This window comes from Bacteroides sp. L10-4 (assembly GCF_013373675.1).
Classification (GTDB): Bacteria; Bacteroidota; Bacteroidia; order Bacteroidales; family Bacteroidaceae; genus Bacteroides; species Bacteroides muris.
Genome location: NZ_JABXJH010000003.1, coordinates 41,319 through 64,064, shown reverse-complemented (window position 1 = coordinate 64,064; position 22,746 = coordinate 41,319). Strand labels below are relative to the sequence as shown.

Sequence of the window (22,746 nt, the reverse complement as noted above, 5' to 3'; positions counted from 1 at the left end):
TGTGCCTGTTGTGAGCAGCTTTTCATTCTCTCAATTTTCATTCTTTTATTGGAATGCCGTTTGAATATTGCCTTCTTTCTGGTCTTTCAGGGCCTTCTGATATTCTGCTTCTTTCTCGGTGGGAGTGATGGGTGTGATACTCTGTCCGTCTTTTAGATTCTGCACGCCTTCGATAACGATTTTCTCGCCTGCTTTCAAGCCGTCTGTTACGTAATAATACTTGCCGTCATTCAGTTTGAATACTTTGATTTCGGTATTCTTTAGGGTGTTGTCCGGCTGTAGGACGAATACGAACTTTTTGTCCTGAATTTCCGTTGTGGCAGATTGTGGTATCATGATGACATTCTCCATTAGATTCGGAAACACGACGTTGCCGGTACTTCCACTACGCAGTACATTGTGCTTGTTGGGGAAAAGAGCACGCATGGTTACAGAACCGGTAGCCTGGTCTATGACTCCGCTGATTGTTTCTACGCGGCCGCTGTCGGCATACATGGTTCCGTCGATGAGCTGCAATTGTACATCCGGCATCTTTTCTAAGATTTCTTTGATGCTGCCGCCTTCACGAATCTGTGACAGGAGTTGGCGTTCGGTCATAGAGAAGTAGGCGTACATTTCGGAGATGTCGGCAACGGTAGTCAGCGGACTGGCTACGGAAGGACTGACCAGGCTACCTACGCGGTAGGGGATGCTACCTACTACACCGTCACTGGGGCTGGTTACACTGGTGTATGACAAGTTGTTCTTGGCATTGACCAACTGGGCATTGGCTTGTGCCAGTTGCGCCTTTGTTTGTGCCAGCTGGTTTTCGGCCATTTGCAAGTCGTAGTCGCTGATGATGTTCTTCTTGTTCAGTTCACGTTTGTTGTTTACAGTCAGTTCTTGTGTGTTTACGGCAGCTTTGGCTGTTTCAACAGCAGCTTTGGCCGAATTTACGGCTGCCTGATACTGTACGGGGTCGATGCTGAACAACACTTGTCCTTTACGCACTGTCGCGCCTTCGTCCACGTGCAATTTTGTGATGAAACCGCTTACCATCGGGCGGATTTCCACATCTTGTTTGCCTTTGATAGTGGCAGGGTAGCTGTTTGTCAGGTTGGCAGTGGTGGTCTTTGCCTCAATCACTGCAAATTCGGGAGTTTTGCCCGTTCCTTTGTCGCCTTGTCCGCAACTGCTAAGCAGTGTCAGGCAACATGCCAATAATACTAATCTACTCTTCATACTCTTTTGTTCTCTGTATAATTTTATATTCTTCTTTTTTCGACTTTTGAAAGGCTGTTTTGTGTGCAATTCATGATTTAGAAAGCAAGGCGGGGAAAAGAAAACTGAATGTAAGTATTCAGTTTTCGTCTACAAAATTATTCTTTTCTTAGTATATAAGGTGTGAAACTCTTCCTTTTTTAACTATGTTTTATACATGGATGAGGGCAACAAGGACATTTTTTGATTAAAATACTGTAAAGCATACCGCTAATTGGTAGATAACCTTTATTTTTGCAGTATGTTAGAACGTAAACGCCATACTAAAATGAAGCCGCTTTTCCGCAGGTTGTTGGGGGGTGTCGGCATAGCTGCCGTGCTGTATTCTTGTGCCAGTGTGGGCCGCATTGAAGGAGGACCTTATGATGAGACTCCTCCGCGTTTTATTTCCGGCACTCCTGCGCCCGGCGCACTCCATTGCAATAAAAATAAACTTTCCATTGAGTTCGACGAATTTATCAAACTTGACAAGCCGAATGAGAAGATTGTAATATCTCCTCCGCAGGTGCAACAGCCCGAAATTAAGTCTAATGGGAAGAAGGTGGTCATCACCCTGCAGGATACATTGAAAGCCAATACCACTTATACATTCGATTTTGGTGATGCCATCCAGGACAATAATGAGGGGAATCCCTTGGAGAATTTCTTCTATTCTTTCTCTACGGGCGACCGTCTCGACTCTATGGCTGTGGCCGGTACAGTACTGAATGCGGCCAATCTTGAACCGGTGAAAGGAATGCTGGTCGGTCTGCATGCCAATCTGGCCGACTCCGCTTTTACCAAACTTCCTTTTGAACGGGTGGGGCGTACGGACAGTCGCGGACGTTTCTCTATCCGTGGAGTGGCTCCCGGCAAGTATCGCATTTATGCCTTGCAGGATGCCGACCAGAATTTTGCCTATTCCCAGCCGACGGAAGTGATAGCTTTCAATGACTCCATCATCATTCCTTCCATGGAAGAGCGCATGCGCCAGGATACGGCTTGGATAGACTCGCTGACAGTAGATACGATTGTAGAACGTCAATATACCCACTACCTTCCGGATGATGTCCTGCTGCGTGCTTTCAAGGAGCTTTCCTTCTCGCAACGTTTCTTGAAGGCCGAACGGTTGACTCCGGAGAAGTTTTCGCTCTATTTCACTGCTCCGGCAGACACGTTGCCTTTATTGAAAGGATTGAACTTTAATGAGGAAGATGCGTTTGTTATAGAACAGCCCACCGGCCGGAACGATACGATTCATTATTGGATAAAGGATTCCTTGCTTTATAAGCAGGATTCCCTGAAAATGAGTATCACCTATTTGTATACGGATAGCTTGAAACAACTGGTGCCCCGTACCGATACTTTGAATGTGCTGGCGAAGTTGACATACGACAAGCAGCAGAAACAGAAACAGGAGGTGAAGGAAAAGGCACAGAAGGAGCGTGAGAAGAAAAAGAAGAAGTTGAAGGAAGGTGAGGTGGAAGAGCCCGAGCCGACGGAATTCCTGGCTGTAGATGTGTATGCCCCTTCTGCAATCGATGTATACGATTATCTTACTCTGTCGTTTACGGAGCCGGTGGCAAGCATAGATACCACCGCTTTCCATCTGAAACTGAAAGTGGACTCGTTGTGGCAGGATATCCCGTTCGACTTTATGCGCGACTCTTTGGATTTGAAGCGCTATAATCTGTTTGCCGAATGGGCACCCGGTGAAAGCTATACATTTGAAGTGGATTCTACTGCTATATGCGGGTTGTACGGGTTGTTCTCCGATAAGATAAAGAAGGACTTCAAGGCCAGGAAACTGGAAGAGTACGGGCAGATATTCTTTAATGTGCATGGAGCGGACTCTCTGGCTTTTGTGGAATTGCTGGACGGTCAGGACAAAGTGCTGCGTACGGTGCCGGTGGTGGATGGGAAAGCCGATTTCTATTTCCTTAATCCGGGCAAATATGGAGCGAGGCTGATAAATGATACGAATGGAAATGGCATCTGGGATACGGGAAACTATACCGAGAAGCGCCAGCCTGAAATGGTTTACTATTATCCGATGGTTCTGGAGCTTAAAGCGAACTTTGATTTGACTCAGGAATGGGATATCAAGGCTAAGCCTCTGGATAGGCAGAAACCGAACGAACTAAAAAAACAAAAACCGGATGAAGACAAGAAAAAGCAAAGCAGGAACAAAAATAACCGTAATGGCAATCGCAACAGCGGTAGGGGCCGTAGCTATTAAGTGGAAGCGGCTGTTTGTTCTGTGGATGGTGGGGATGTGCTGTTTGGGAATCTCCCAGTCTGTTCAAGCCCAGTGTGCCGCCCGAAACGAGGCATTCCAGTCGGGCGAGCACGTGATGTACGACTTATATTTCAACTGGAAATTCATCTGGAAGAAGGTGGGCTTGGCCAGTCTCACCACCAACGCCACGACCTATCATTCCGAGCCGGCCTTTCGCTTCAACTTGCTCAGCGTGGGCAGCAAGAAAACTGACTTCTTCTTCAAGATGCGCGACACGCTGACCTGCTACGTCAGCGACCGGCTGGAGCCGCTTTACTTCCGTAAGGCGGCGGAGGAGGGGAGCCGTCACACGGTAGACGAGGCTTGGTTCTCCTATAAAGACGGTGTAGCCAGTGTGAAACAGCGACGCACCTGGTATAATCCTGTCCGCGAGCCGCAGGAGATGGAGTACAGCGATAGCCGTTGTATTTTCGACATGCTGAGCATCCTGGCCCAGGCTCGTTCCTACGACCCCAAGGATTACAAGGTAGGGCAGAAGATACTCTTCCCCATGGCTACGGGGCGCAGGGTGGAAGAGCAGACGTTGATTTATCGCGGTAAGGAGGACGTCAAGGCGAATAACGACACCGTTTACCGCTGCTTGGTATTTTCTTTCGTAGAGTATAAAAAAGGTAAGGAGAAGGAGGTCATCACCTTCTTTGTGTCCGACGACAGGAACCACCTTCCCATCCGTCTGGACATGTATCTGAACTTCGGTTCGGCCAAGGCGTTCTTCAAGAGTGTCCGGGGCAACCGCTATCCGATGACGTCTGTGATAGGGAAAAAGTAATCTTGTCTCCTTTCCTAAACACACTGGATTCGAAAGTGGCAATCAGTTTTCCTTCCTGGTTGGTGACGTCAATCTGGTAATATCCGGTGGTGCGGCCGATGTAGCGTTCGCGTGCTTCGGCATACAGCACATCGCCCGGTCTGCTACTGCGCAGGAAGGTGATAGTGGATGAAAGAGAGAAAGCCAATACTCCGTGAGAGTTGGCTGCTGCTGCCAGTGCCAGGTCGGCAAGGGTGAAGAGGACGCCACCTTGTGTACGGCCTCCCGCATTGAGATGTTCTGCTGTGATAACCAGGCGTGCCTTGCTGTACCCTTCCTTTATTTCTATCAGTTCTACACCTGCATTCGTGGCGAAACGGTCGTTTTTGAAAAATTCTTGTGCGGTCATGGGGGAGTAATGGTTAATGATTAATGGGTGGAAAACATGTAATTCCGGACACAAAAGTAACGATTTTGGCCATTAATTGAATTATTTAGGCAGGTTAAATCTGTACACTTGCTCTACTTTTGCAGCAGGAAAAATCATAAACTCTTAATAAATAAATCCCTTATTATGAAAACAGTCCTCACTACGTTGGGAATCTCCCTTCTTGTATTGGCAGGTTGCGCAGGCCAAAAGCAGGCTGAAAGCAACTTTATCCAAGAAAACATTGATAATGCTGTGGCTCAGGAGACAATTCAGACAGACATTATCGAAAAATCCGGTAAAATCCTTAATCCCCGCACCATTGATAAGGATGGGAACATTGTCTATGTACCTATCGACGATTGGTGTTCCGGTTTCTTTTCTGGTAATATCTGGCATATGTACGAGCTGACCGGCGACCGGAAGTGGCTGCCGTTAGCAGAGAAGTATACCGAGGATTTGGATTCGGTACAATACCTCACTTGGCATCATGATGTAGGCTTTATGATTGGCTGCAGCTACCTGAACGGATACCGTTTTGCGGGTAAGGAAGAGTACAAACCGGTCATTATACAGACGGCCAAATCCTTGTCTACCCGTTTCCGCCCTGCTGCAGGCGTACTTCAGTCGTGGGATGCAGACAAGGGATGGCAGGCTGAACGTGGCTGGAAATGTCCCGTTATCATTGATAATATGATGAATCTCGAACTGCTGTTCGAAGCTTCCAGACTGTCGGGCGACTCCACTTTTTACAACATAGCCCGGAAGCATGCCGATACGACTATGGCTAACCATTTCCGTGAGGACAACAGCTGCTATCATGTGGTGGATTATGACCCCGAAACCGGTGAAGTCCGTAAGAGACAGACTGCACAAGGTTATGCCGACGAGTCTGCTTGGGCACGTGGACAAGCGTGGGCCTTGTACGGCTACACTATGTGCTATCGCTATACACACGACGCCAGATACTTGGGACAGGCTGAAAAGATTTACAACTTTATCTTCAACAACAAGAATCTTCCGGAAGACTTGGTTCCCTACTGGGATTACGACGCTCCCAATATCCCGAATGAACCTCGTGATGCTTCGTCAGCTGCCTGCACGGCATCCGCCCTTTACGAGCTGAGCACTTATCTGCCGGATAAGGGATACAAGGAAACTGCCGACCGGATTATGGAAAGCCTCGCTTCTCCTTCCTACCGTGCCAAAGTGGGTACCAATGGTAACTTCATCCTGATGCACTCTGTGGGTAGTATTCCCCACGGGGCGGAGATTGATGTACCGCTGAACTATGCCGACTATTACTTCCTGGAAGGATTGATGCGTAAAAAAAATCTGGAAAAATGAAAACTCAATTAAATATTTTGTTAGGTGGTTTAGGCTTGTTCGCCTTGCAGGGTTGTAAAGTCCCGCAAGCGGAACAAGCCGTCCGGCCGAATGTCATTTACGTTTTTCCTGACCAATACCGTAACCAGGCGATGGAGTTCTGGGGTCAGGAAGGTTTTCGCGAGAAAGTGAACTTTCGGAATGACCCGGTGCACACCCCGCGTTTGAATGATTTTGCCCGGGAGTCGGTAGTATTGACATCTGCCATGAGTAACTGCCCGTTGAGCAGCCCCCACCGTGGTTCTCTATTGACGGGAATGTATCCTAATAAGAGTGGTATTCCATTGAATTGCAATTCGAACCGTCCCATCAGCTCCTTGCGTGAGGATGCTGTGTGTGTGAGCGATGTGTTCTGCAATGCCGGATACGACTGCGCCTACTTTGGCAAGCTGCATGCCGATTTCCCTACCCCCAACGACCCCGAACACCCCGGACAGTATGTGGAAGAGCGCGTGCCTGCATGGGATGCCTATACGCCGAAAGAACGTCGTCACGGGTTCAATTACTGGTATTCTTACGGTACCTTCGACGAACACAAGAATCCGCATTACTGGGATACGGAAGGCCGTCGCCACGATCCACGTGAGTGGTCACCGTTACACGAAGCGGACAAGGTGGTGTCTTATCTGAAGAACGAGGGAAATGTACGCGACCCGAAGAAACCTTTCTTCATCATGGTAGGCATGAATCCTCCCCATAGTCCGTACCGTTCTTTGGACGACTGTATGGAGCAGGACTTCAATCTTTATAAGGACCAGCCTCTGGACAGTCTGCTCGTCCGTCCGAATGCCAATCCCAAGATGCCCAAGGCGAAGAGTGCACGCTACTACTTTGCTTCTGTGACGGGTGTTGACCGCGCTTTCGGTCAGATACTTGATGCTCTGAAGGAACTCGGAATGGACAAGAATACCATTGTCGTGTTTGCCTCCGACCATGGAGAGACCATGTGCAGCCAGCATACGGAAGACCCGAAGAATTCCCCATACTCCGAGTCCATGAACGTTCCTTTCCTGGTTCGTTTCCCCGATAAGATTACCCCCCGCGTGGACGACCTGATGCTTTCCTCGCCGGACATCATGCCTACCTTGTTGGGCCTTGCCGGTCTTGCCGACTCCATTCCGGCCGAGGTGCAGGGACGCAATTATGCACCGCTTTTCTTCGATGAAAAGGCAGATATTGTACGTCCTACCGGTGCTCTCTATATTCAGAACTTGGATGGTGAGAAGGATGCGGAAGGTATGGTCTGTTCCTATTTCCCTTCATCGCGCGGCTTTAAATCGGCGCGCTATACGCTAGCGCTCTACATTGACCGCGAAAATCATAAACTGGTCAAAAGTTTGTTGTTTGACGATGAAAAGGACCCGTATCAGATGACTAACCTTGCTTTGGAAGAAAACCAAGAAGTCGTAAAAGACCTTTGCGCAGAGATGGGCAAAGTATTGAAAGAGATTGATGACCCTTGGTATAAGGAAGGTGTCTTGAAGGATATGATACCTTATTGATCGGATACAGGTTATAGATAATTCTCCATGAATTGCTTGAACATTTTTCTGCGACCCGCTTCGACTGATAATGAACTATTTGTCGGAGCGGGTTGTTGGATTCAGAATGGAATAAATTTGCCAATACGTATTTAAGTAAAGGATGGAGATGAAGTACAGACTATGGGCTTGTATTTGTTTTTGCCAATCTAACGAGCATATATCAAAATATGCAATCACTGCAGAATCACCAGATTCTATTGTTCAGACAAAAAAATAGAAGAACAAAAGTGAGAAAAATATGTTCTTTTGTTCTTCTGTCTAAAACTTACCTCAATCTGTATAAATCTGTGGTGAGTTGTGATACATTTGTTATTTATTCAGCTTCCATTCGCTTCCGTCCTTACCGTCCTTAATCTCGAAACCGAGTGCGGTGAGTTCATTACGGATTTTATCGGATGTAGCCCAATCTTTGTTGGCTTTTGCTTTTGAACGCTCTTCCAATAGCATGTCCACTACTTTGCCGAAGGCGGCTTCACGCTCCTCGTTGGAGGCGTTGCCTTCTTGTAATCCTAAGATGTCGAAGCAGAAAAGATAGAAGGTTTCCTTCAATTCTTTCAGGTCTTCGGTTGTGATGGAATCGTTTCCTGCCAGGATATTGTTTACCATCTTGGCGCCGTCGAAGAGGTGGGCGATGACAATCGGTGAGTTCAAGTCATCATTCATGGCTTCGTAACACTTGGCACGCAGAGATTTCACGTCTATGGTAGAGATTGAAGCAGGGGTAATCTTGTCCAGTCCATGTACGGCATCCATCAGTCTTGCCAGCCCTTTTTCAGCGGCTTGTAGAGCTTCATTGCTGAAGTCTACCGTACTGCGGTAGTGGGCTTGCAGGGTGAAGAAGCGAATGGTCATTGGGCTGTAGGCTTGCTCCAGCATGGGGTGTGTGCCTTTGAAGAGCTCTTCCAATGTGATAAAGTTACCATAAGACTTACCCATTTTCTGTCCGTTCACGGTCAGCATATTATTGTGCATCCAATAATGTACCATATCTTCTCCCTGGGAAGCTACGGATTGTGCAATCTCGCATTCGTGATGCGGGAAGATAAGGTCCATACCGCCGCCATGAATGTCGAAGTGCTCGCCCAAGTATTTTTTCCCCATGGCTGTACATTCGGCGTGCCAGCCGGGGAAGCCGTCGCTCCACGGGCTGGGCCAGCGCATGATGTGTTCCGGTTGCGCACATTTCCAGAGGGCAAAGTCTGCGGGGTTGTGTTTCTCGCTCTGTCCGTCCAGTTCGCGGGTGGTGTTGAGAACATCATCCAGGTTGCGTCCGGAGAGCTTGCCGTAGTGATGGTCTTTATTGTATTTTTCTACATCGAAATAAACGGAGCCTTCACTTTCGTAGGCATATCCGTTCTTCAATATCTCCTTTACAAGTTCTATCTGTTCGATGATGTGGCCGCTGGCATGCGGTTCAATGCTGGGCGACAGTACATTCAATGCATCCATTGCCTTGTGGTAGCGGTTGATGTAGTATTGCGCCACTTCCATTGGCTCCAGTTGCTCCAGACGTGCTTTCTTGGCAATCTTGTCCTCTCCTTCGTCGGCATCGTGCTCCAGATGGCCCACGTCGGTAATGTTGCGGACATAGCGCACCTTGTAGCCGATGTGCGTCAGGTAGCGGAACAGCAGGTCGAAAGTGATGGCAGGGCGTGCATGTCCCAAATGCGGGTCACCGTACACGGTCGGTCCGCAGACATACATGCCTACATGCGGTGCATGCAGCGGTACAAACAGCTCTTTTTTTCTATTTAAAGTGTTGTAAATGGTCAGTTGATGTTCCATAACAGTTGATTATTAGTTCTTTTAGGAGTACAAAGGTATAATAAATCTATGAAAATCTATAATGATATTCTGTTTTATAAGAGTAAATGCAGCGGATTTCACCTTCGTTTATTACTTTTGTATCCATGAAGTCAGATAAACGTGTATTGCTTGGCATGAGCGGCGGTACGGATAGTTCCGTGGCCGCCATGAGGTTGCAGGAAGCCGGTTATGAGGTGACTGGCGTGACTTTCCGTTTCTATGAGGCAGGGGATGAAATCGGGTATCTGGAAGATGCACGGGCTCTGGCCCTGAAGCTGGGGATGAAACACATCGCCTATGATGCACGCGAGCTTTTCCGTTCGCGTATTATCCGCTATTTTGTGGAAGAGTATCTGAGAGGGCGTACTCCCGTTCCTTGCACAGTATGCAATAATGAGCTGAAGTGGGCACTGTTGGCTAAAATAGCCGATGAAAAGGGGATTTATTGGATTTCTACCGGACATTATGTGCGTAAAGTCTTGTCCGGAGAAAAGTATTATATAGCTCCTGCTGCAGATAAGGACAAAGACCAGACCTTCTTCCTGTGGGGGTTGAAGCAGGATATTCTGCGGCGTATGTTGCTTCCGATGGGAGATATTACAAAAAATGCGGCGCGCTCGTATGCAGCGGAGCGTGGTTTCGGGCGGGTGGCTGCGAAGAAAGACAGTATAGGTGTGTGCTTTTGCCCTTTGGATTACCGTTCCTTTTTGAAGCGTGAGGTTCCTGAGACACTATTACCCGGTAAAGGTAGATTCGTCGATGAAAAGGGAGATTTCTTGGGATGGCATGAGGGGTATCCGTTTTATACCGTAGGGCAACGTAGGGGCCTGGGCATCCATTTGAACAAAGCTGTTTTTGTGAAAGAGACAAAAGTGGAGACCAATGAAGTCGTTCTAGCCCCGCTTTCTTCTCTCTACAAGCAGGAGATGTGGCTGGGAGAGTGGAACCTGGTGGATAACAGTCGCGTGCTGGGTGCAGACGAGGTTATTGTGAAGATACGCTATCGTAAGCAGGCAAACCACTGTAAGGTAAGTCTCACAGTGGAGGGATTGCTGCATGTCCGCCTGTTAGAGCCGCTGGAATCTATTGCACCGGGGCAGGCAGCGGCTTTCTATGATGAAAGTGGGCTGCTGCTGGGCGGTGGAATTATTTTGTGATAAAATCTGCCTTCATATTTTGTTATTCGTTCAGCTTCAGCATCTCCTCTATATACTCCCTTGTATTGCTGAGCCGGGGTACTTTATGCTGTCCGCCGAGTTTTCCCTTGCTGTCCAGCCAATCGTGGAAAAGGTTGGGACGGGCAATGATGACTTCCAGTGGTTGCAGCGCCAAGTTATTCTGCCTTTTAGCTTCATAGTCGGAGTTCACCTCTTTCAGGGTGTCGTCCAATACTTTGGCGAACTTCTCCAGGCTGTCCGGCATTTGTGCAAACTCTATCAGCCACTGGTGGCGGCATTTGGCATGCTTGTCCATAAACACGGGAGCAGCAGAGTAATCCACTACCTGTGCACCGGTCTCGGCACATGCCCTGGCAAGTCCTCTTTCCGCATTATCCACAATCAGCTCCTCGCCGAACGCGTTGATAAAGTGCTTGGTACGTCCGGTGATGACGAACTTATAGGGATGTTTCGACGTGAACTTCACCGTATCCCCAATCATATATCGCCACAAACCGGCAGAAGTGGAGATTACCATGGCGTAGTTCTTGTTCAGTTCCACCTCTTCGAGGCAGAAAGTGTTCGGATTCTCCTTGCCTACATCTTCCAAGGGAATGAATTCGTAGAAGATTCCGTAGTCGATCATCAACAGCATAGAAGGGTCTGCAGGGTCGTTCTGCGTGCCGAAGTAACCTTCGGATGCGTTGTAAGTCTCTACATAATGCATCTTGCTGCTGCGGATGACATCTTTGTATTGCTCGCGGTAGGGAGTGAAGGCAACGCCGCCGTGGAAGAATACCTCCAAGTTGGGCCATATTTCCTCGAGGCTCTGTTTTCCCGTCTTTTCCAGTATATGCTTGATGAGTACAAGCATCCAGGACGGTACTCCGGAAAGGTTGCTGACATTTGCATGGATGGTTTCGCGGGCTATAGCCTCCATTTTGGGCTCGAAGTGCTCCATCAAGGCCGTTTGTTTGCGGGGTACGCGGACAAAGTTTACCAGCGGGTTGATATTTTCTATGAGGATGGCGGAGAGGTCGCCTACAAGACTGTGGTTGGTGTTCAGGTTGGGAGCGTGGCTGCCTCCAAGGATAAGCCCTTTACCGGAAAAGAAACGACTTTCAGGATTCTGTCCCAGATAGATGGCAACGGCATCCCGGCCTCCCTTGTAATGCGTATCGTGCAAGGACTCCCGGCTGACGGGCAGGAACTTACTCTTGTCGTTGGTGGTACCCGATGATTTGGCAAACCAACGTATTTCCGAAGGCCAAAGCAGATTCTGCTCACCGGCACGCAGGCGGGTTACATAAGGTTTTACTTCTTCGTAAGTTTGTATGGGAAGGCGCTTCTTGAAATCTTCATAAGTACGGATAGAGGCATAGTCGTGCTTCTTTCCCCACTCCGTGTTTGCCGCTGTTCGGACGAGACGTTGCAGTACAAGTTGTTGCAATTCACCTGCATGGCTGGTGTATTGTTCGATTTCTTTCAGACGGGGAGCAAAATATACCTTATTCAGAAACTTTGTAATATTCATCGTTCTTTGTGAAATCTTATTTTAAACCGCAAAAATAATCTTATTTATCGGCATCTCTATCTTTTTTCTCTTTTTTTTCTATCTTTACGGACCTATAGAACAATAATTCAAACAAAAATATCATGAGAATAGGTATTTTGACTTCAGGAGGCGACTGTCCCGGCATCAACGCTACCATTCGCGGTGTATGTAAAACAGCTATCAACCATTATGGAATGGAAGTAATTGGCATTCACAGCGGTTTTCAGGGGCTGCTGACCAAGGATGTGGAGTCGTTTACCGAAAAATCCTTATCCGGTTTGCTGAACTTGGGAGGGACGATGCTCGGTACTTCGCGTGAGAAGCCCTTTAAGAAGAACGGCGTGATGTCCGGCGTGGACAAACCGGCACTGATAGTGCGGAACATCAAAGAGATGGAACTTGATTGTGTAGTTTGCATCGGTGGGAACGGTACGCAGAAGACAGCCGCCAAACTTTCTGCTATGGGGCTGAACATTGTGTCTGTACCTAAAACCATAGACAACGATATCTGGGGAACCGATTTCTCCTTTGGATTTGATTCTGCCGTCAGTATTGCTACGGATGCCATCGACCGGCTGCACAGTACGGCCAGTTCGCACAAACGGGTGATGGTGATTGAGGTGATGGGGCACAAGGCAGGTTGGATAGCCTTATATTCCGGTATGGCAGGTGGTGGTGACGTGATTCTGATTCCGGAGATTCCCTATAATATTCACCGCATAGGAGAAACGATTCTGAATCGGCTGAAGAAAGGAAAGCCTTACTCCATCGTGGTGGTGGCCGAAGGCATACAGACGGACGGGCGGAAGCGTGCGGCCGAATACATCGCTCAGGAGATAGAGTATGAAACGGGTATTGAGACCCGTGAGACTGTGCTGGGTTATATTCAGCGTGGCGGCTCACCCACACCTTTTGACCGTAACCTTTCCACCCGCATGGGAGGACACGCCACGGAGCTCATTGCCAACGGGCAGTTCGGACGGATGATTACCCTGAAAGGCAATGAAATCTCTTCCGCGCCGTTGGAGGAAATAGCCGGCAAGCTGAAGCTGGTGACAGCAGACAATGACTTGGTGGTGCAAGGACGCAGAATGGGAATCTGCTTTGGATAAAGTATGGCTTCCCTTTATTAAAAGTACGGTCTCCCTTTTATTAAAGAAAGCTTCTTGAAAGATTGTGCCGCTCCTGCTCTATAGGAGTCGGCTTTCTTTTACCTTTATATCATCCGGCTTATGTTTTACCGAATGTATGATGTAGAATACTGTGCTTAAAGCCAAAGCAATGTTGATGGCCACAATGGATATGTTTCTGATAGCAATGTCGGTAATGAGAATACGACATAATATAGAGCATAGGATGGCCGGAAAAAGCCATCCTCCAAGTCTTTTCAAGGTCGGTTTAGCTACGTAAATTCGTTTGGAAACAAACAATCCGATAAGGTTTCCGCTCATCGTGAACATAGTAGCAATAGAACAAGAAAACAGCCAATTATACTCTTGGCACAAAAGGAGTGTAGTGAATCCTGCAATGACCAATAGAAAAGATAGCAGGGGGATGATTAATTTTTTATTCATGGCTCTGTACTATTTGTGGAATCTTCAGAAACAGGAACTGTTTCGTCTGTATCGGGCGTCTCGTCAGGAACAGTGGTAGATGATGTGGCAACATCACATGCCCATGTTTGAAAAACTAACCAACCAATAGCAACAACGACTCCTACTCCCATACTGGCTGTTGATGCGGCGGTTGACCATATTATACCTGATAATCCTAAAGCCAAATTGCATCCCCAGTTTTTCGTTTTTGTATTTATTAGTTCAATGCCTTCATAGATTTCGACAACCTCACAAGTTTCATTGGTGTTGTTGATTATTGCTTTGAAAATGGGAATATTATCCTGATCTTTACATATGAATGATGTTTCATTGGTAGTGCTTACTGTTTGATTATATTCTATAATCAAACAACTTTCAATAGTATCGTTCTTTTTGTAGAATGCCATTATGTTATTGGCATCTGTAACATTACGAACCACTATCATGGTTTCATCAGAATTTGGATTGGGACATACAATTTCTTGAGTTGTAATGTCATAGATGTCCGTTGGCTCAAATGGTGTTGTTGGTGATGAGTTTCTAGTCAGAGTTTTTTGCCCCAAATAATCCAATATTTGTTGCTGTAACGTTGAACTGTTTACTTTTTCATAGGTTTTGTACTCTTGAATCTCGTCATTTATGTTCAGGTTGTTTGAACATGAGAACAGGAAACTGCATAAAATGAACAAAAAGGAGGCTTTACTTTTCATAATGTTTTGTTTTTTAAGTTTATTAATAGAAAAAGAATTGTCAATTAAAAAAGCCTATTTTGAATTTTAATAGAAAATTTCCCGTTGCAGACTTATAATTTTTAAATCAATGAAACTTTCAATTTGATAGTGATAGTTTTTATTCGGATTTAAAGTTAATATTTGATGTCTTAATGATTTGCTTACAATATACGGAGAATACATGTAATATACAAACAATGACGTCTTTTTTAAAAAAAATAACACTATTTAGGCTGATCTGTCTTTTGTTTTCGCAAATCGTTTTTTATTCGTGCGTAGGTAATTCGGAAGTATCTTCTGATTCTGTAGTAGGCGATGTTGTGTTCTCCACCGTATGGTTCCGTTCCTTTGCAGTCAGAATCTCCTCCTTGAAAGCCTCGTCTTCTTTGAGTTTCTTCAATGCTATCTGTGCGGCATTCTGTTGTGACTCTTTTTTGGAATAGCCTGTACCTGTACCTGCCGAGAGCCCTTCGATGCGGACTTCGGTGTGGAACATAGGATTGTGCTCTTCGTCAATAAATTGCTCGATAAGCTCGAATGACACCTCCATTTTGTTTTTCTGGCTCCATTCGATGAGTTTTGACTTGAAGTTGACCTCTTTGCGAGACATCTTGTCGAGGTCGATGTAGTTTTGGAAAATCTTCTTTTCCATAAACTGCTTGCAACGGTCGTAGCCCTGGTCCAGATAAATGGCGCCGATGAAGGCTTCGAATGCATTGCCGTACATGTAACTGTTGTGGGACGAGGAGCGGGTAGAGTATTTCACCAGTTTGTCCAGTCCGATTTCCACGGCCAGTTTGTTGAGTGTTTCGCGCTGTACAATTTTAGAGCGGGTGTTGGTAAGGAAACCCTCGCGGCGTCCTTCAAAGTGGCAGTATACAATGTCTCCTACAATAGCGTCCAGGATGGCATCTCCCAAAAATTCAAGCCGTTCGTTATTAACGGGGCGTCCTTTTTCGGAACGCAGGGAGATGGATTTATGCAGCAAAGCCTGCTGGTAAACCTTGATGTCACGTGGGAAGAAGCCGAGAATTCTGTAGAAACAAAAATAAGACTCTCTATCCTTGCGGAACAAGAGCCTTATTTTGTCTATTTGGTTACGTAACACGACCTTATTATTCTGCGTATTTCTTAAATATGACACACGCATTATGACCACCGAATCCAAAAGTATTGGACAAGGCTACGTTCACTTCGCGTTTTTGTGCTTTGTTGAACGTAAAGTTCAGGTCATAGTCGATGTTTTCGTCATTATCACCCTCTTCGTGGTTGATAGTCGGAGGAACAATGCCATTCTTGATGGCGAGGATGCTTGCAATGGATTCTATTGCGCCGGCAGCGCCCAGCAAGTGACCGGTCATGGATTTTGTCGAACTGATGTTCAACTCATACGCATGTTGTCCGAATACCTCTTTGATTGCTTTTGCTTCCGAAATATCACCTACAGGAGTAGATGTACCATGAACATTGATATAATCTACCTCTTCGGGTTTCATTTCTGCATCTTCCAATGCATTGCGCATCACTAATTTGGCTCCCAAACCTTCGGGATGAGAGGCTGTCAGGTGATGAGCGTCGGCAGACATTCCTACGCCGGCAACTTCCGCATAGATTTTGGCACCGCGTGCCTTGGCGTGTTCCAGTTCCTCGAGAACGAGACAACCACCACCTTCACCCATGATGAATCCGTCGCGACTTGCGCTGAACGGACGGGATGCGGTTTCGGGAGAATCGTTGCGGGTTGACAATGCATGCATGGCGTTGAAACCGCCTACACCGCAAGCAGCGATGGCTGCTTCCGAACCACCGGTGACGATGGCATTGGCCTTACCCAGACGGATGAGGTTGAATGCATCGGCAATGGCATTTGTAGAAGTGGCGCATGCAGAACAAGTCGCGTAGTTGGGACCATGGAAACCGTACATGATGGAAATCTGTCCGGCAGCAATGTCCGAAATCATCTTGGGGATGAAGAACGGATTGAACTTGGGACCCATTTCCTTGCCGTTCAAGGCATAGTTGCCTGCTTCTTCTTCGAATGTACGGATACCACCGATACCGGCGCCGAAGATGACACCGATTCTGTTTAAATCCTCATTTTCGACGTCAAGCCCAGAGTCACCTACCGCTTCTTTGGCTACTGCAATGGCATATTGTGTATACAAGTCCATCTTGCGGGCCTCTTTGCGGTCCATATATTTGGTAGCATCGAAGCCTTTCACCTCGCATGCAAACTGAGTCTTGAAAAGTGATGCATCGAAATGAGTAATAAGTCCTGCTCCACTAACCCCATTCACAAGGTTTTCCCAGAATTCGGGAACGCTGTTGCCAATGGGAGTAATGGCGCCAAGACCTGTTACTACAACTCTTTTTAATTCCATGTTATAAACGAATGGATAAGATTACTTAGCGTGTTCTTCGATATAAGATACAGCATCACCTACAGTACCAATCTTTTCAGCCTGGTCGTCGGGGATAGAGATACCGAATTCTTTTTCGAATTCCATGATAAGTTCTACAGTGTCAAGAGAATCAGCTCCCAGGTCGTTGGTGAAGCTAGCTTCGTTAGTAACTTCTGATTCTTCTACGCCCAATTTATCGACAATAATCGCTTTCACTCTTGATGCAATTTCAGACATAACTTTAAGTTTTTAATTAATAATTAGTTTTATTTCTTTAAATTTGCGGTGCAAAGGAATGAATATTTATCATTCCGCGCAAATATTTGATGAATTAAATACATCTTTTTGCACATTTTTCACGGTTTTGTGCAGCATTTGGAGGGGTTATGAGAAGAAATATCGCGGTTTTAGCGTCGGGAAGTGGTACGAATGCCGAGAATATTATCCGTTATTTCCGGGAAAAAGGTTCGGCACGTGTGGCTCTGGTTCTGACTAACCGGCAGAATGCGTTCGTTTTAGAGCGTGCAAAGCGTTTGGGAGTGCCTTGTGTCTGGTTTGCCAAGAGCGATTGGGAAAGTGGAGAGCTTGTTTTGTCGACGCTTCGCGAGTATGATATTGATTTTGTGGTATTGGCAGGATTCCTGGCACGTGTGCCGGACAATATTCTGCATGCTTATCCCAATAAAATGATAAATATACATCCTTCGCTGTTGCCCAAGTTCGGTGGAAAGGGAATGTACGGCGACCGTGTGCACGAGGCGGTGATTGCTTCCGGCGAAAAGGAAAGCGGTATTACCATCCATTATACGAATGAGCATTATGACGAAGGTGGCATTATCTGCCAGCAGAAGTGTCCCGTCCTGCCGGGCGATACGCCGGAGGAGCTGGCGCAGCGCATCCACCGGCTGGAGTATGAATACTATCCGAAGGTGATAGAGAGGTTGGTGTAAAATCTGTCTACCAGCGCTTTATTCATTAAAGTTGGTGCAAAATCATAGTGCGTGGTACGGTAATGGTAAGAGCGGGTTGCATCTCTAAATGTATGTGCTACCTTGGGATATAAGTGTAAGCATCTTTTTCTCTTCGTAGCGGGTAGTCTCCCCGCAATTTTTCAAATTGTTCGGGATGTGTTTTCAGTGCTTCGCTGTCCCTTCTCGGGTCATACATTTGCAGATATGCTTCTGCCGGGCTGCCGGCGGTAATAATCGGGTTCCGGGGTTGGGGGGGAGCGATGCGGTAGTCGGCTTTGATGTGAAAGAAACGGCAAAGGGCATCCAGGGACATACGGGTGGCATTGGCTTTTCCGTCGGCTGAATAACCGGCTATATGGGGAGTTCCAAGGAACACTCTATTTAATAAGGTAAGATTGATATCAGGCTCATTCTCCCATACATCAATGATGGCATCGGAAATCAGTCCGTCTTCTAAGGCATTCAGGAGCGCATTGGTTTCAATCACCTCTCCACGTGAGGTATTGATAATGACGGGACAGCGTTTTAATGACCGGAAGAAAGTATGGTCTGCCAGATGTAATGTCTTGTATGGCCCTTCCTTATATAAAGGTACGTGGAAGGTGAGGATATCACATTCTGCTGCGAGTGCTTGCAAGGAACTGAAATCGCCCTCTCCTTCCTTGTCTTGCCGGGGCAGGTCATTCTTCAGGACGCGCATGCCCAGTTCTTGCCCTACTTGGGCTATTTTGCTACCCACATTGCCTACGCCGATGATGCCTAATGTCAATTCGGACAGTTGTACTCCTTTGAGCTGTTGCAGTAACAGCAGAGCTGATTGCACGTATTGGGCTACGGATGCAGAATTACATCCGGGGGCGTTGGTCCAAGCGATGCCTGCTTCACGGCAATATTCCGTATCTATATGGTCGAAGCCTATGGTAGCGGTGGCAATGAAGCGGACTTTACTGCCTTCCAGCAATTCCTTGTTGCAGCGGGTGCGGGTACGTATAATCAGTGCATCGGCATCTTTTACCAACTCCGGAGTGAAGTCACTGCCGGAAGTATAAATCACGCTGTCGGCTATTTTTTCGATGGCTTCTTTAATGAAAGGTATTTTGTTGTCAACAATGACTCTCATAATGCTGCTGTTCTTTTCGACGATTTTCCATCGTGCGAAGATACGACTAATCCGTCAAAGTGGCTAAGTAATGCCCGGAAAATAATTTGGCTCTTTCCGTTTTAAGTTTGCATTTCTGCCCTCACCGCTCTCACTCTTTTCTTCAACTTCCCTATTCATCGGCATTGCAGGGGTGGGTGAGAGCAATTGAAAAGGGTGAGGGTAAATTTTGCTCTCACCCGTGTTTTCTTCCGTTCCGCATCCTTCTTTCTTCTGTTGCATCCTTTTCATTCTTTCGTTTTACTTTTGGATTCTTCAGCAGCCCACGTTAGTGAGCCGTGATGTTCACTTGAGTGAACTAAACAGCTCACTAGTGTGGTTGAATTGGTTCATAACAGTGGGCCGATGATGAATAAAGTAGTTTTCGGGAAGGAGATAAGGTGTTTGAAGGATAAAGCAATGGGCCAGTACGGATTGGGCAATGGGGATGTGCCCGACTCCGTACTTGGTTTTTGTAACAGACGGCAAGTGATTCTCATTTCAAGTTTTGTACATTGTTGAATTTGTCAGTTAATAAGATTTTAGTTAACAAGTTTACGAAAGAGGTTACTAATTCCTTGAAGATGGAATTATGTGAATGAATTTTTAGATTATTGAAATTCAGTAATAGTTGTTGATGCATTTTAAAAAAAGTGGATGATACCTTTTGCTTATTCTGTAAAATTGGTTATATTTACAAAATATTATTAATATCTTAAAATTAAATGTTATGAAAAGGAAAGAATTTATTGTGCTTGTAATGCTTCCTCTATGGTTGTTCTCTTGCAATCAAGATAATGACTTGTTAGAAAACAACTTTGCTGAGTTGGCTAATTATGATGTGATTGCTGGAAAAGTAACTTCTGAATCAGATGATTTAGGAGATGAAAATGTTATTGGTGTACTTAAGTTTACTTATAAGGGAGAAACTTATGTTTCTGATTGCGTGTTTGGTGATGGGTTTCAAATAAAGGATGAAAGCATCAGAAGTATTTTTGATAAATTAAATAATATTCCTAATGTAGCTATAGAAATAAAGCCGGACTTTTCTGTTGAATTCTATGACTCTAAAGAAGAATTGGATTATGCCTATGAATTGAGAAGGCAGTATCCTCTTACAAGGGCGGAGTTTGCTCCCGATGGCTCATATATAAGAAATTTTGAATTGCGACTTTGGGAACATGCTAAGGGACGTAAGAAAGGTGGAAAGTATACACATTTTTATTCAAATGGTATACAAGGAAATCAGTCTCCTGCTCCTGCAGGATTTAATGAAGCTTACATGACTAGAATAGGATTTAATAATAATATCTCTTCTTGTCAGATGTGGGGAGAAGTGCATATGACTAATTCTATGGGGTGTCAGTCGGGCCAATATAAGAGCGTAAGAGTTACATTCTATGATGGTGATTTTACCGGAAAAACTTTGACTTTTGATGATGTTACCGTGAAGAAAACATATTCAGAAAGAGATTATTTTAGTAGTTTTGGATTCAATGATTTGACAAGCTCTTTCACAATATCATATTATTAAATACAATTGAATGTATTTTTTCTCTAACCATTCAATTTTGAAAGAATTGAATGGTTAGAGAAAAATAGACTATAATGATTTGCTGCTTCCTCGTGCAACTACGCTACGCAATTGATGGCGAAAAAAACCGAATTGTTCTGTGAATTTGCAACCGTATTCTCTTAAAATATTGGGGACAACGATGTTGTCATTTCCATGATAAGTGCAAATGGCAAACTGTAAATTACAATTTTCGAACAAATTCTTGCTTCCTTGCAGGGCGTACCGTTCAGCTCCTTCAATATCCATTTTAATAAAAAGCTGTTTTTTATCTTTATCTTGAAAAAAAGTATCAAGGGTTATTTCTTGTTCTGAATTATTATTACTTACATATTTGGGTATGATACTTACTTTGTCTTTCCAAGGTTCAAAGGTTGCATTTAATGCTTCTATCCATAATGTATCTTGCTCAAAAAGGTATATATGGGAAGCTTTTTCAATGACTTCGAGTGAAGTAAATCCTTCTGCACTTCCGACATCGACAAATGTTTTCCCTTTTACTTCCTCTATACTGTCAAGGTAGTGGTGTGGAGAACGTAAATCTTGCTCCATGGTCAATACACGATAGCATTTTTCAATCTTTTCCACTGGGATATTCTTTTTGAAGTATAAACGGTGTCCTTGCTTGTTTAGGACGTAATGCATTTTTTTTTCTTTATCTTCTTGTACGGGAAATCTCATTTGTTCATATTCTTCTTTGAATTCAAACAAATGTCGTGCGTAGCCGTTTGACTTTATATATTGGTAGTATTTAAGGTTGGGAGAGTCTGCATGGAAGAGTTTGCAAAAACAATAAGGTATTGTTCCATAAATAAATTTCTTAAAAGTGCTTTTTAATGTATTCATAATGAAGGGATAAATTGGATTATAAGTGGCAAAGTTTGCCTTTTTTCGGGAGATGGGCAAATATTTCCCATCTTATTTATTTATTCCGGAGCAAATTTGTCATTTTAATTAAAAAGAATAGGCTGATAAGTTGCTATATGAGGATTATCTTGTACATTTGCAGCTGAAACTTTTTTAGAGATGAGAATAGGATACGACGGAAAACGGGCTGTGCAGAATTTTACGGGATTAGGCAATTACAGCCGGTATGTGGTGCAGTCATTGTCAGCCTTTGCTCCGGAAAACGAGTATTGGCTGTATGCTCCGGTACACCGTGAAAATCAGCAACTCTCGTCGATGGTGGCCGAAAGCCGGGGAACGGTATCGGTACATTATCCGTCTTATTGGCTCTGGAGAGGAATGACTTCGTTGTGGCGTGTGGGAGGCATACGCAGGACGTTGAAACGGGATAAGATACAACTGTTTCACGGACTGAGCAATGAACTTCCGTTGACCATCCACAAAGTGCAGGAGGTGAAGAGCGTGGTTACCGTCCACGACCTTATTTTCCTGAGACTCTCACACTGCTTTTCGTTGATTGACCGCTTTATTTACAACTATAAATGCCGTTATGCATGCAAGCATGCCGACCACATTATCGCCGTGAGCGAGTGTACCAAGCGTGATATCGTGCATTATTACGGGATTCCGGCTGACCGGATTTCCGTCATCTATCAGGGATGCAACCCGTTGTATGCCTGCCATGCCGATGAAGAGAAACGCAGGGAAGTGAAGCGGAACTACCGGTTGCCCGAACGCTATGTCTTGTCGGTGGGCACCATCGAAGAACGTAAGAATACACTGGCCATTGTGCAAGCCTTGGAATATCTGCCCGATGAACTGCATTTGGTTCTGGTAGGGAGACCCACGGCCTATATCCATCAGCTGAAAGAGTTTATGGCAAAAGCCGGATTGCAGGACCGGGTACATTTCCTGCACGGCATCCCTTCAGACGATTTACCTGCCATTTATCAGTCGGCCGAGACTTTTGTATACCCATCTGTTTACGAAGGCTTCGGCATTCCTATTCTTGAGGCTTTGTATTCCGGCATTCCGGTGGTTGCAGCAACCGGTTCTTGTCTTGAAGAAGCCGGGGGAAAGCATTCATTGTATGTGAGTCCCCATGATGTGGAGGGATTGGCGGCGGCGATTGCCCGTACACAAGAGCCTTCTTTGCGTGCCACCATGATTGAGGAGGGGCTGAAGTGGGCACAGCGTTTCACGCAAGAGCAGATGGCGCGCGAGACGATGGAGTGTTATCGGAAAGTATTAACAAAAGAAACCTAAGAT

The 22,746-nt window shown here is 45.7% G+C and carries 21 protein-coding genes; 9 read left to right on the top strand and 12 right to left on the bottom strand.

What is annotated here, in order from left to right:
- Positions 1–45: 45 nt before the first annotated feature.
- Positions 46–1,221 carry an efflux RND transporter periplasmic adaptor subunit gene (locus HU824_RS02055; protein WP_176467916.1) on the bottom strand — a complete coding sequence of 392 codons (1,176 nt, stop codon included), beginning with the start codon at positions 1,219–1,221 and terminating at the stop codon, positions 46–48.
- 280 nt (positions 1,222–1,501) lie between these two features.
- Between HU824_RS02055 and HU824_RS02050 the strand changes: the two genes are divergently transcribed.
- Together HU824_RS02050 and HU824_RS02045 are read left to right on the top strand one after the other, a co-directional pair.
- Positions 1,502–3,478, top strand: a complete 1,977-nt coding sequence (locus tag HU824_RS02050) for an Ig-like domain-containing domain (protein WP_176467915.1) — start codon at positions 1,502–1,504, stop codon at positions 3,476–3,478.
- A complete protein-coding gene (locus HU824_RS02045; protein WP_136008695.1) occupies positions 3,399–4,307 on the top strand; it encodes a DUF3108 domain-containing protein in 909 nt (302 codons plus the stop codon). The genes HU824_RS02050 and HU824_RS02045 overlap by 80 nt, the downstream gene beginning before the upstream one ends.
- Here the strand turns inward: HU824_RS02045 and HU824_RS02040 are convergent.
- Positions 4,252–4,695, bottom strand: a complete 444-nt coding sequence (locus HU824_RS02040; RefSeq protein WP_136008694.1) for a PaaI family thioesterase — start codon at positions 4,693–4,695, stop codon at positions 4,252–4,254. The two genes, HU824_RS02045 and HU824_RS02040, sit on opposite strands and share 56 nt — an antisense overlap.
- 165 nt (positions 4,696–4,860) lie before the next feature.
- Here HU824_RS02040 and HU824_RS02035 point away from each other — a divergent pair, with 165 nt between their 5' ends.
- The gene (locus HU824_RS02035) at positions 4,861–6,060 is read left to right on the top strand and encodes a glycoside hydrolase family 88 protein (protein WP_176467914.1); all 1,200 of its coding nucleotides are present in this window, start codon (positions 4,861–4,863) and stop codon (positions 6,058–6,060) included.
- Positions 6,057–7,601 carry a sulfatase gene (locus HU824_RS02030; protein WP_176467913.1) on the top strand — a complete coding sequence of 515 codons (1,545 nt, stop codon included), beginning with the start codon at positions 6,057–6,059 and terminating at the stop codon, positions 7,599–7,601. Before HU824_RS02035 ends, HU824_RS02030 begins: the two co-directional genes overlap by 4 nt.
- 351 nt (positions 7,602–7,952) lie before the next feature.
- Here HU824_RS02030 and cysS read toward each other — a convergent pair whose 3' ends face one another.
- A complete protein-coding gene (gene cysS, locus HU824_RS02025) occupies positions 7,953–9,428 on the bottom strand; it encodes a cysteine--tRNA ligase (RefSeq protein ID WP_176467912.1) in 1,476 nt (491 codons plus the stop codon).
- 125 nt (positions 9,429–9,553) lie between these two features.
- Between cysS and mnmA the strand changes: the two genes are divergently transcribed.
- The gene (gene mnmA / locus HU824_RS02020) at positions 9,554–10,606 is read left to right on the top strand and encodes a tRNA 2-thiouridine(34) synthase MnmA (RefSeq protein WP_176467911.1); all 1,053 of its coding nucleotides are present in this window, start codon (positions 9,554–9,556) and stop codon (positions 10,604–10,606) included.
- A gap of 22 nt (positions 10,607–10,628) precedes the next feature.
- Here the strand turns inward: mnmA and HU824_RS02015 are convergent, their stop codons facing one another.
- Positions 10,629–12,140 (bottom strand): GH3 auxin-responsive promoter family protein, encoded by a 1,512-nt coding sequence (locus HU824_RS02015; protein WP_176467910.1) that lies wholly within the window; start codon positions 12,138–12,140, stop codon positions 10,629–10,631.
- 122 nt (positions 12,141–12,262) lie between these two features.
- Here HU824_RS02015 and HU824_RS02010 point away from each other — a divergent pair, with 122 nt between their 5' ends.
- On the top strand, positions 12,263–13,273 hold the full coding sequence (locus HU824_RS02010; protein WP_176467909.1) for an ATP-dependent 6-phosphofructokinase: 1,011 nt from the start codon (positions 12,263–12,265) through the stop codon (positions 13,271–13,273).
- A 78-nt stretch (positions 13,274–13,351) separates the two neighbouring features.
- Here the strand turns inward: HU824_RS02010 and HU824_RS02005 are convergent, their stop codons facing one another.
- From HU824_RS02005 to HU824_RS01985, 5 genes are all read right to left on the bottom strand, one after another.
- The gene (locus tag HU824_RS02005; RefSeq protein WP_176467908.1) at positions 13,352–13,735 is read right to left on the bottom strand and encodes a hypothetical protein; all 384 of its coding nucleotides are present in this window, start codon (positions 13,733–13,735) and stop codon (positions 13,352–13,354) included.
- Positions 13,732–14,466: a hypothetical protein gene (locus HU824_RS02000; RefSeq protein WP_136008686.1), complete on the bottom strand. Its 735-nt coding sequence runs from the start codon at positions 14,464–14,466 to the stop codon at positions 13,732–13,734. Before HU824_RS02000 ends, HU824_RS02005 begins: the two co-directional genes overlap by 4 nt.
- A gap of 286 nt (positions 14,467–14,752) precedes the next feature.
- Positions 14,753–15,595, bottom strand: coding sequence for a ribonuclease III (gene rnc / locus HU824_RS01995; RefSeq protein ID WP_246866850.1), 843 nt, complete (start codon positions 15,593–15,595; stop codon positions 14,753–14,755).
- A 7-nt stretch (positions 15,596–15,602) separates the two neighbouring features.
- Positions 15,603–16,868, bottom strand: coding sequence for a beta-ketoacyl-ACP synthase II (fabF, locus tag HU824_RS01990; RefSeq protein ID WP_176467907.1), 1,266 nt, complete (start codon positions 16,866–16,868; stop codon positions 15,603–15,605).
- A gap of 21 nt (positions 16,869–16,889) precedes the next feature.
- Positions 16,890–17,126 (bottom strand): acyl carrier protein, encoded by a 237-nt coding sequence (locus HU824_RS01985; RefSeq protein WP_004291965.1) that lies wholly within the window; start codon positions 17,124–17,126, stop codon positions 16,890–16,892.
- A 149-nt stretch (positions 17,127–17,275) separates the two neighbouring features.
- On the opposite strand from HU824_RS01985, the gene purN reads away from it, so the two are divergent.
- A complete protein-coding gene (gene purN, locus HU824_RS01980) occupies positions 17,276–17,839 on the top strand; it encodes a phosphoribosylglycinamide formyltransferase (protein WP_176467906.1) in 564 nt (187 codons plus the stop codon).
- A 97-nt stretch (positions 17,840–17,936) separates the two neighbouring features.
- Here purN and pdxB read toward each other — a convergent pair whose 3' ends face one another.
- Both pdxB and HU824_RS01970 read right to left on the bottom strand, forming a co-directional pair.
- Complete coding sequence (gene pdxB / locus HU824_RS01975; protein ID WP_176467905.1) at positions 17,937–18,980, bottom strand: 4-phosphoerythronate dehydrogenase PdxB; 1,044 nt, start codon at positions 18,978–18,980, stop codon at positions 17,937–17,939.
- A 63-nt stretch (positions 18,981–19,043) separates the two neighbouring features.
- The gene (locus HU824_RS01970) at positions 19,044–19,241 is read right to left on the bottom strand and encodes a hypothetical protein (RefSeq protein WP_255260438.1); all 198 of its coding nucleotides are present in this window, start codon (positions 19,239–19,241) and stop codon (positions 19,044–19,046) included.
- Between the two features lie 487 nt (positions 19,242–19,728).
- Here HU824_RS01970 and HU824_RS01965 point away from each other — a divergent pair, with 487 nt between their 5' ends.
- Entirely contained in the window at positions 19,729–20,532 is an 804-nt protein-coding gene (locus HU824_RS01965; protein WP_176467904.1) for a hypothetical protein, read from the top strand.
- Positions 20,533–20,601: 69 nt separating this feature from the next.
- Here the strand turns inward: HU824_RS01965 and HU824_RS01960 are convergent, their stop codons facing one another.
- Complete coding sequence (locus HU824_RS01960; RefSeq protein WP_176467903.1) at positions 20,602–21,417, bottom strand: FkbM family methyltransferase; 816 nt, start codon at positions 21,415–21,417, stop codon at positions 20,602–20,604.
- A 180-nt stretch (positions 21,418–21,597) separates the two neighbouring features.
- Here HU824_RS01960 and HU824_RS01955 point away from each other — a divergent pair, with 180 nt between their 5' ends.
- Positions 21,598–22,743: a glycosyltransferase family 1 protein gene (locus HU824_RS01955; RefSeq protein WP_176467902.1), complete on the top strand. Its 1,146-nt coding sequence runs from the start codon at positions 21,598–21,600 to the stop codon at positions 22,741–22,743.
- The last annotated feature ends 3 nt before the right edge of the window (positions 22,744–22,746 follow it).

Bases quoted from the DNA above. Each gene is read 5' to 3' on its own strand.
- HU824_RS02045 (WP_136008695.1), top strand. From the start codon at position 3,399: ATGAAGACAAGAAAAAGCAAAGCAGGAACAAAAATAACCGTAATGGCA.
- HU824_RS01985 (WP_004291965.1), bottom strand. From the start codon at position 17,126: ATGTCTGAAATTGCATCAAGAGTGAAAGCGATTATTGTCGATAAATTG.
- HU824_RS01955 (WP_176467902.1), top strand. From the start codon at position 21,598: ATGAGAATAGGATACGACGGAAAACGGGCTGTGCAGAATTTTACGGGA.
- HU824_RS02010 (WP_176467909.1), top strand. From the start codon at position 12,263: ATGAGAATAGGTATTTTGACTTCAGGAGGCGACTGTCCCGGCATCAAC.
- pdxB (WP_176467905.1), bottom strand. From the start codon at position 18,980: ATGAGAGTCATTGTTGACAACAAAATACCTTTCATTAAAGAAGCCATC.
- mnmA (WP_176467911.1), top strand. From the start codon at position 9,554: ATGAAGTCAGATAAACGTGTATTGCTTGGCATGAGCGGCGGTACGGAT.
- HU824_RS02040 (WP_136008694.1), bottom strand. From the start codon at position 4,695: ATGACCGCACAAGAATTTTTCAAAAACGACCGTTTCGCCACGAATGCA.
- cysS (WP_176467912.1), bottom strand. From the start codon at position 9,428: ATGGAACATCAACTGACCATTTACAACACTTTAAATAGAAAAAAAGAG.
- HU824_RS01960 (WP_176467903.1), bottom strand. From the start codon at position 21,417: ATGAATACATTAAAAAGCACTTTTAAGAAATTTATTTATGGAACAATA.
- HU824_RS02000 (WP_136008686.1), bottom strand. From the start codon at position 14,466: ATGAAAAGTAAAGCCTCCTTTTTGTTCATTTTATGCAGTTTCCTGTTC.
- HU824_RS02050 (WP_176467915.1), top strand. From the start codon at position 1,502: ATGTTAGAACGTAAACGCCATACTAAAATGAAGCCGCTTTTCCGCAGG.
- HU824_RS01965 (WP_176467904.1), top strand. From the start codon at position 19,729: ATGAAAAGGAAAGAATTTATTGTGCTTGTAATGCTTCCTCTATGGTTG.
- purN (WP_176467906.1), top strand. From the start codon at position 17,276: ATGAGAAGAAATATCGCGGTTTTAGCGTCGGGAAGTGGTACGAATGCC.
- HU824_RS02055 (WP_176467916.1), bottom strand. From the start codon at position 1,221: ATGAAGAGTAGATTAGTATTATTGGCATGTTGCCTGACACTGCTTAGC.
- HU824_RS02015 (WP_176467910.1), bottom strand. From the start codon at position 12,140: ATGAATATTACAAAGTTTCTGAATAAGGTATATTTTGCTCCCCGTCTG.
- HU824_RS02030 (WP_176467913.1), top strand. From the start codon at position 6,057: ATGAAAACTCAATTAAATATTTTGTTAGGTGGTTTAGGCTTGTTCGCC.
- HU824_RS01970 (WP_255260438.1), bottom strand. From the start codon at position 19,241: ATGCAACAGAAGAAAGAAGGATGCGGAACGGAAGAAAACACGGGTGAG.
- HU824_RS02005 (WP_176467908.1), bottom strand. From the start codon at position 13,735: ATGAATAAAAAATTAATCATCCCCCTGCTATCTTTTCTATTGGTCATT.
- fabF (WP_176467907.1), bottom strand. From the start codon at position 16,868: ATGGAATTAAAAAGAGTTGTAGTAACAGGTCTTGGCGCCATTACTCCC.
- HU824_RS02035 (WP_176467914.1), top strand. From the start codon at position 4,861: ATGAAAACAGTCCTCACTACGTTGGGAATCTCCCTTCTTGTATTGGCA.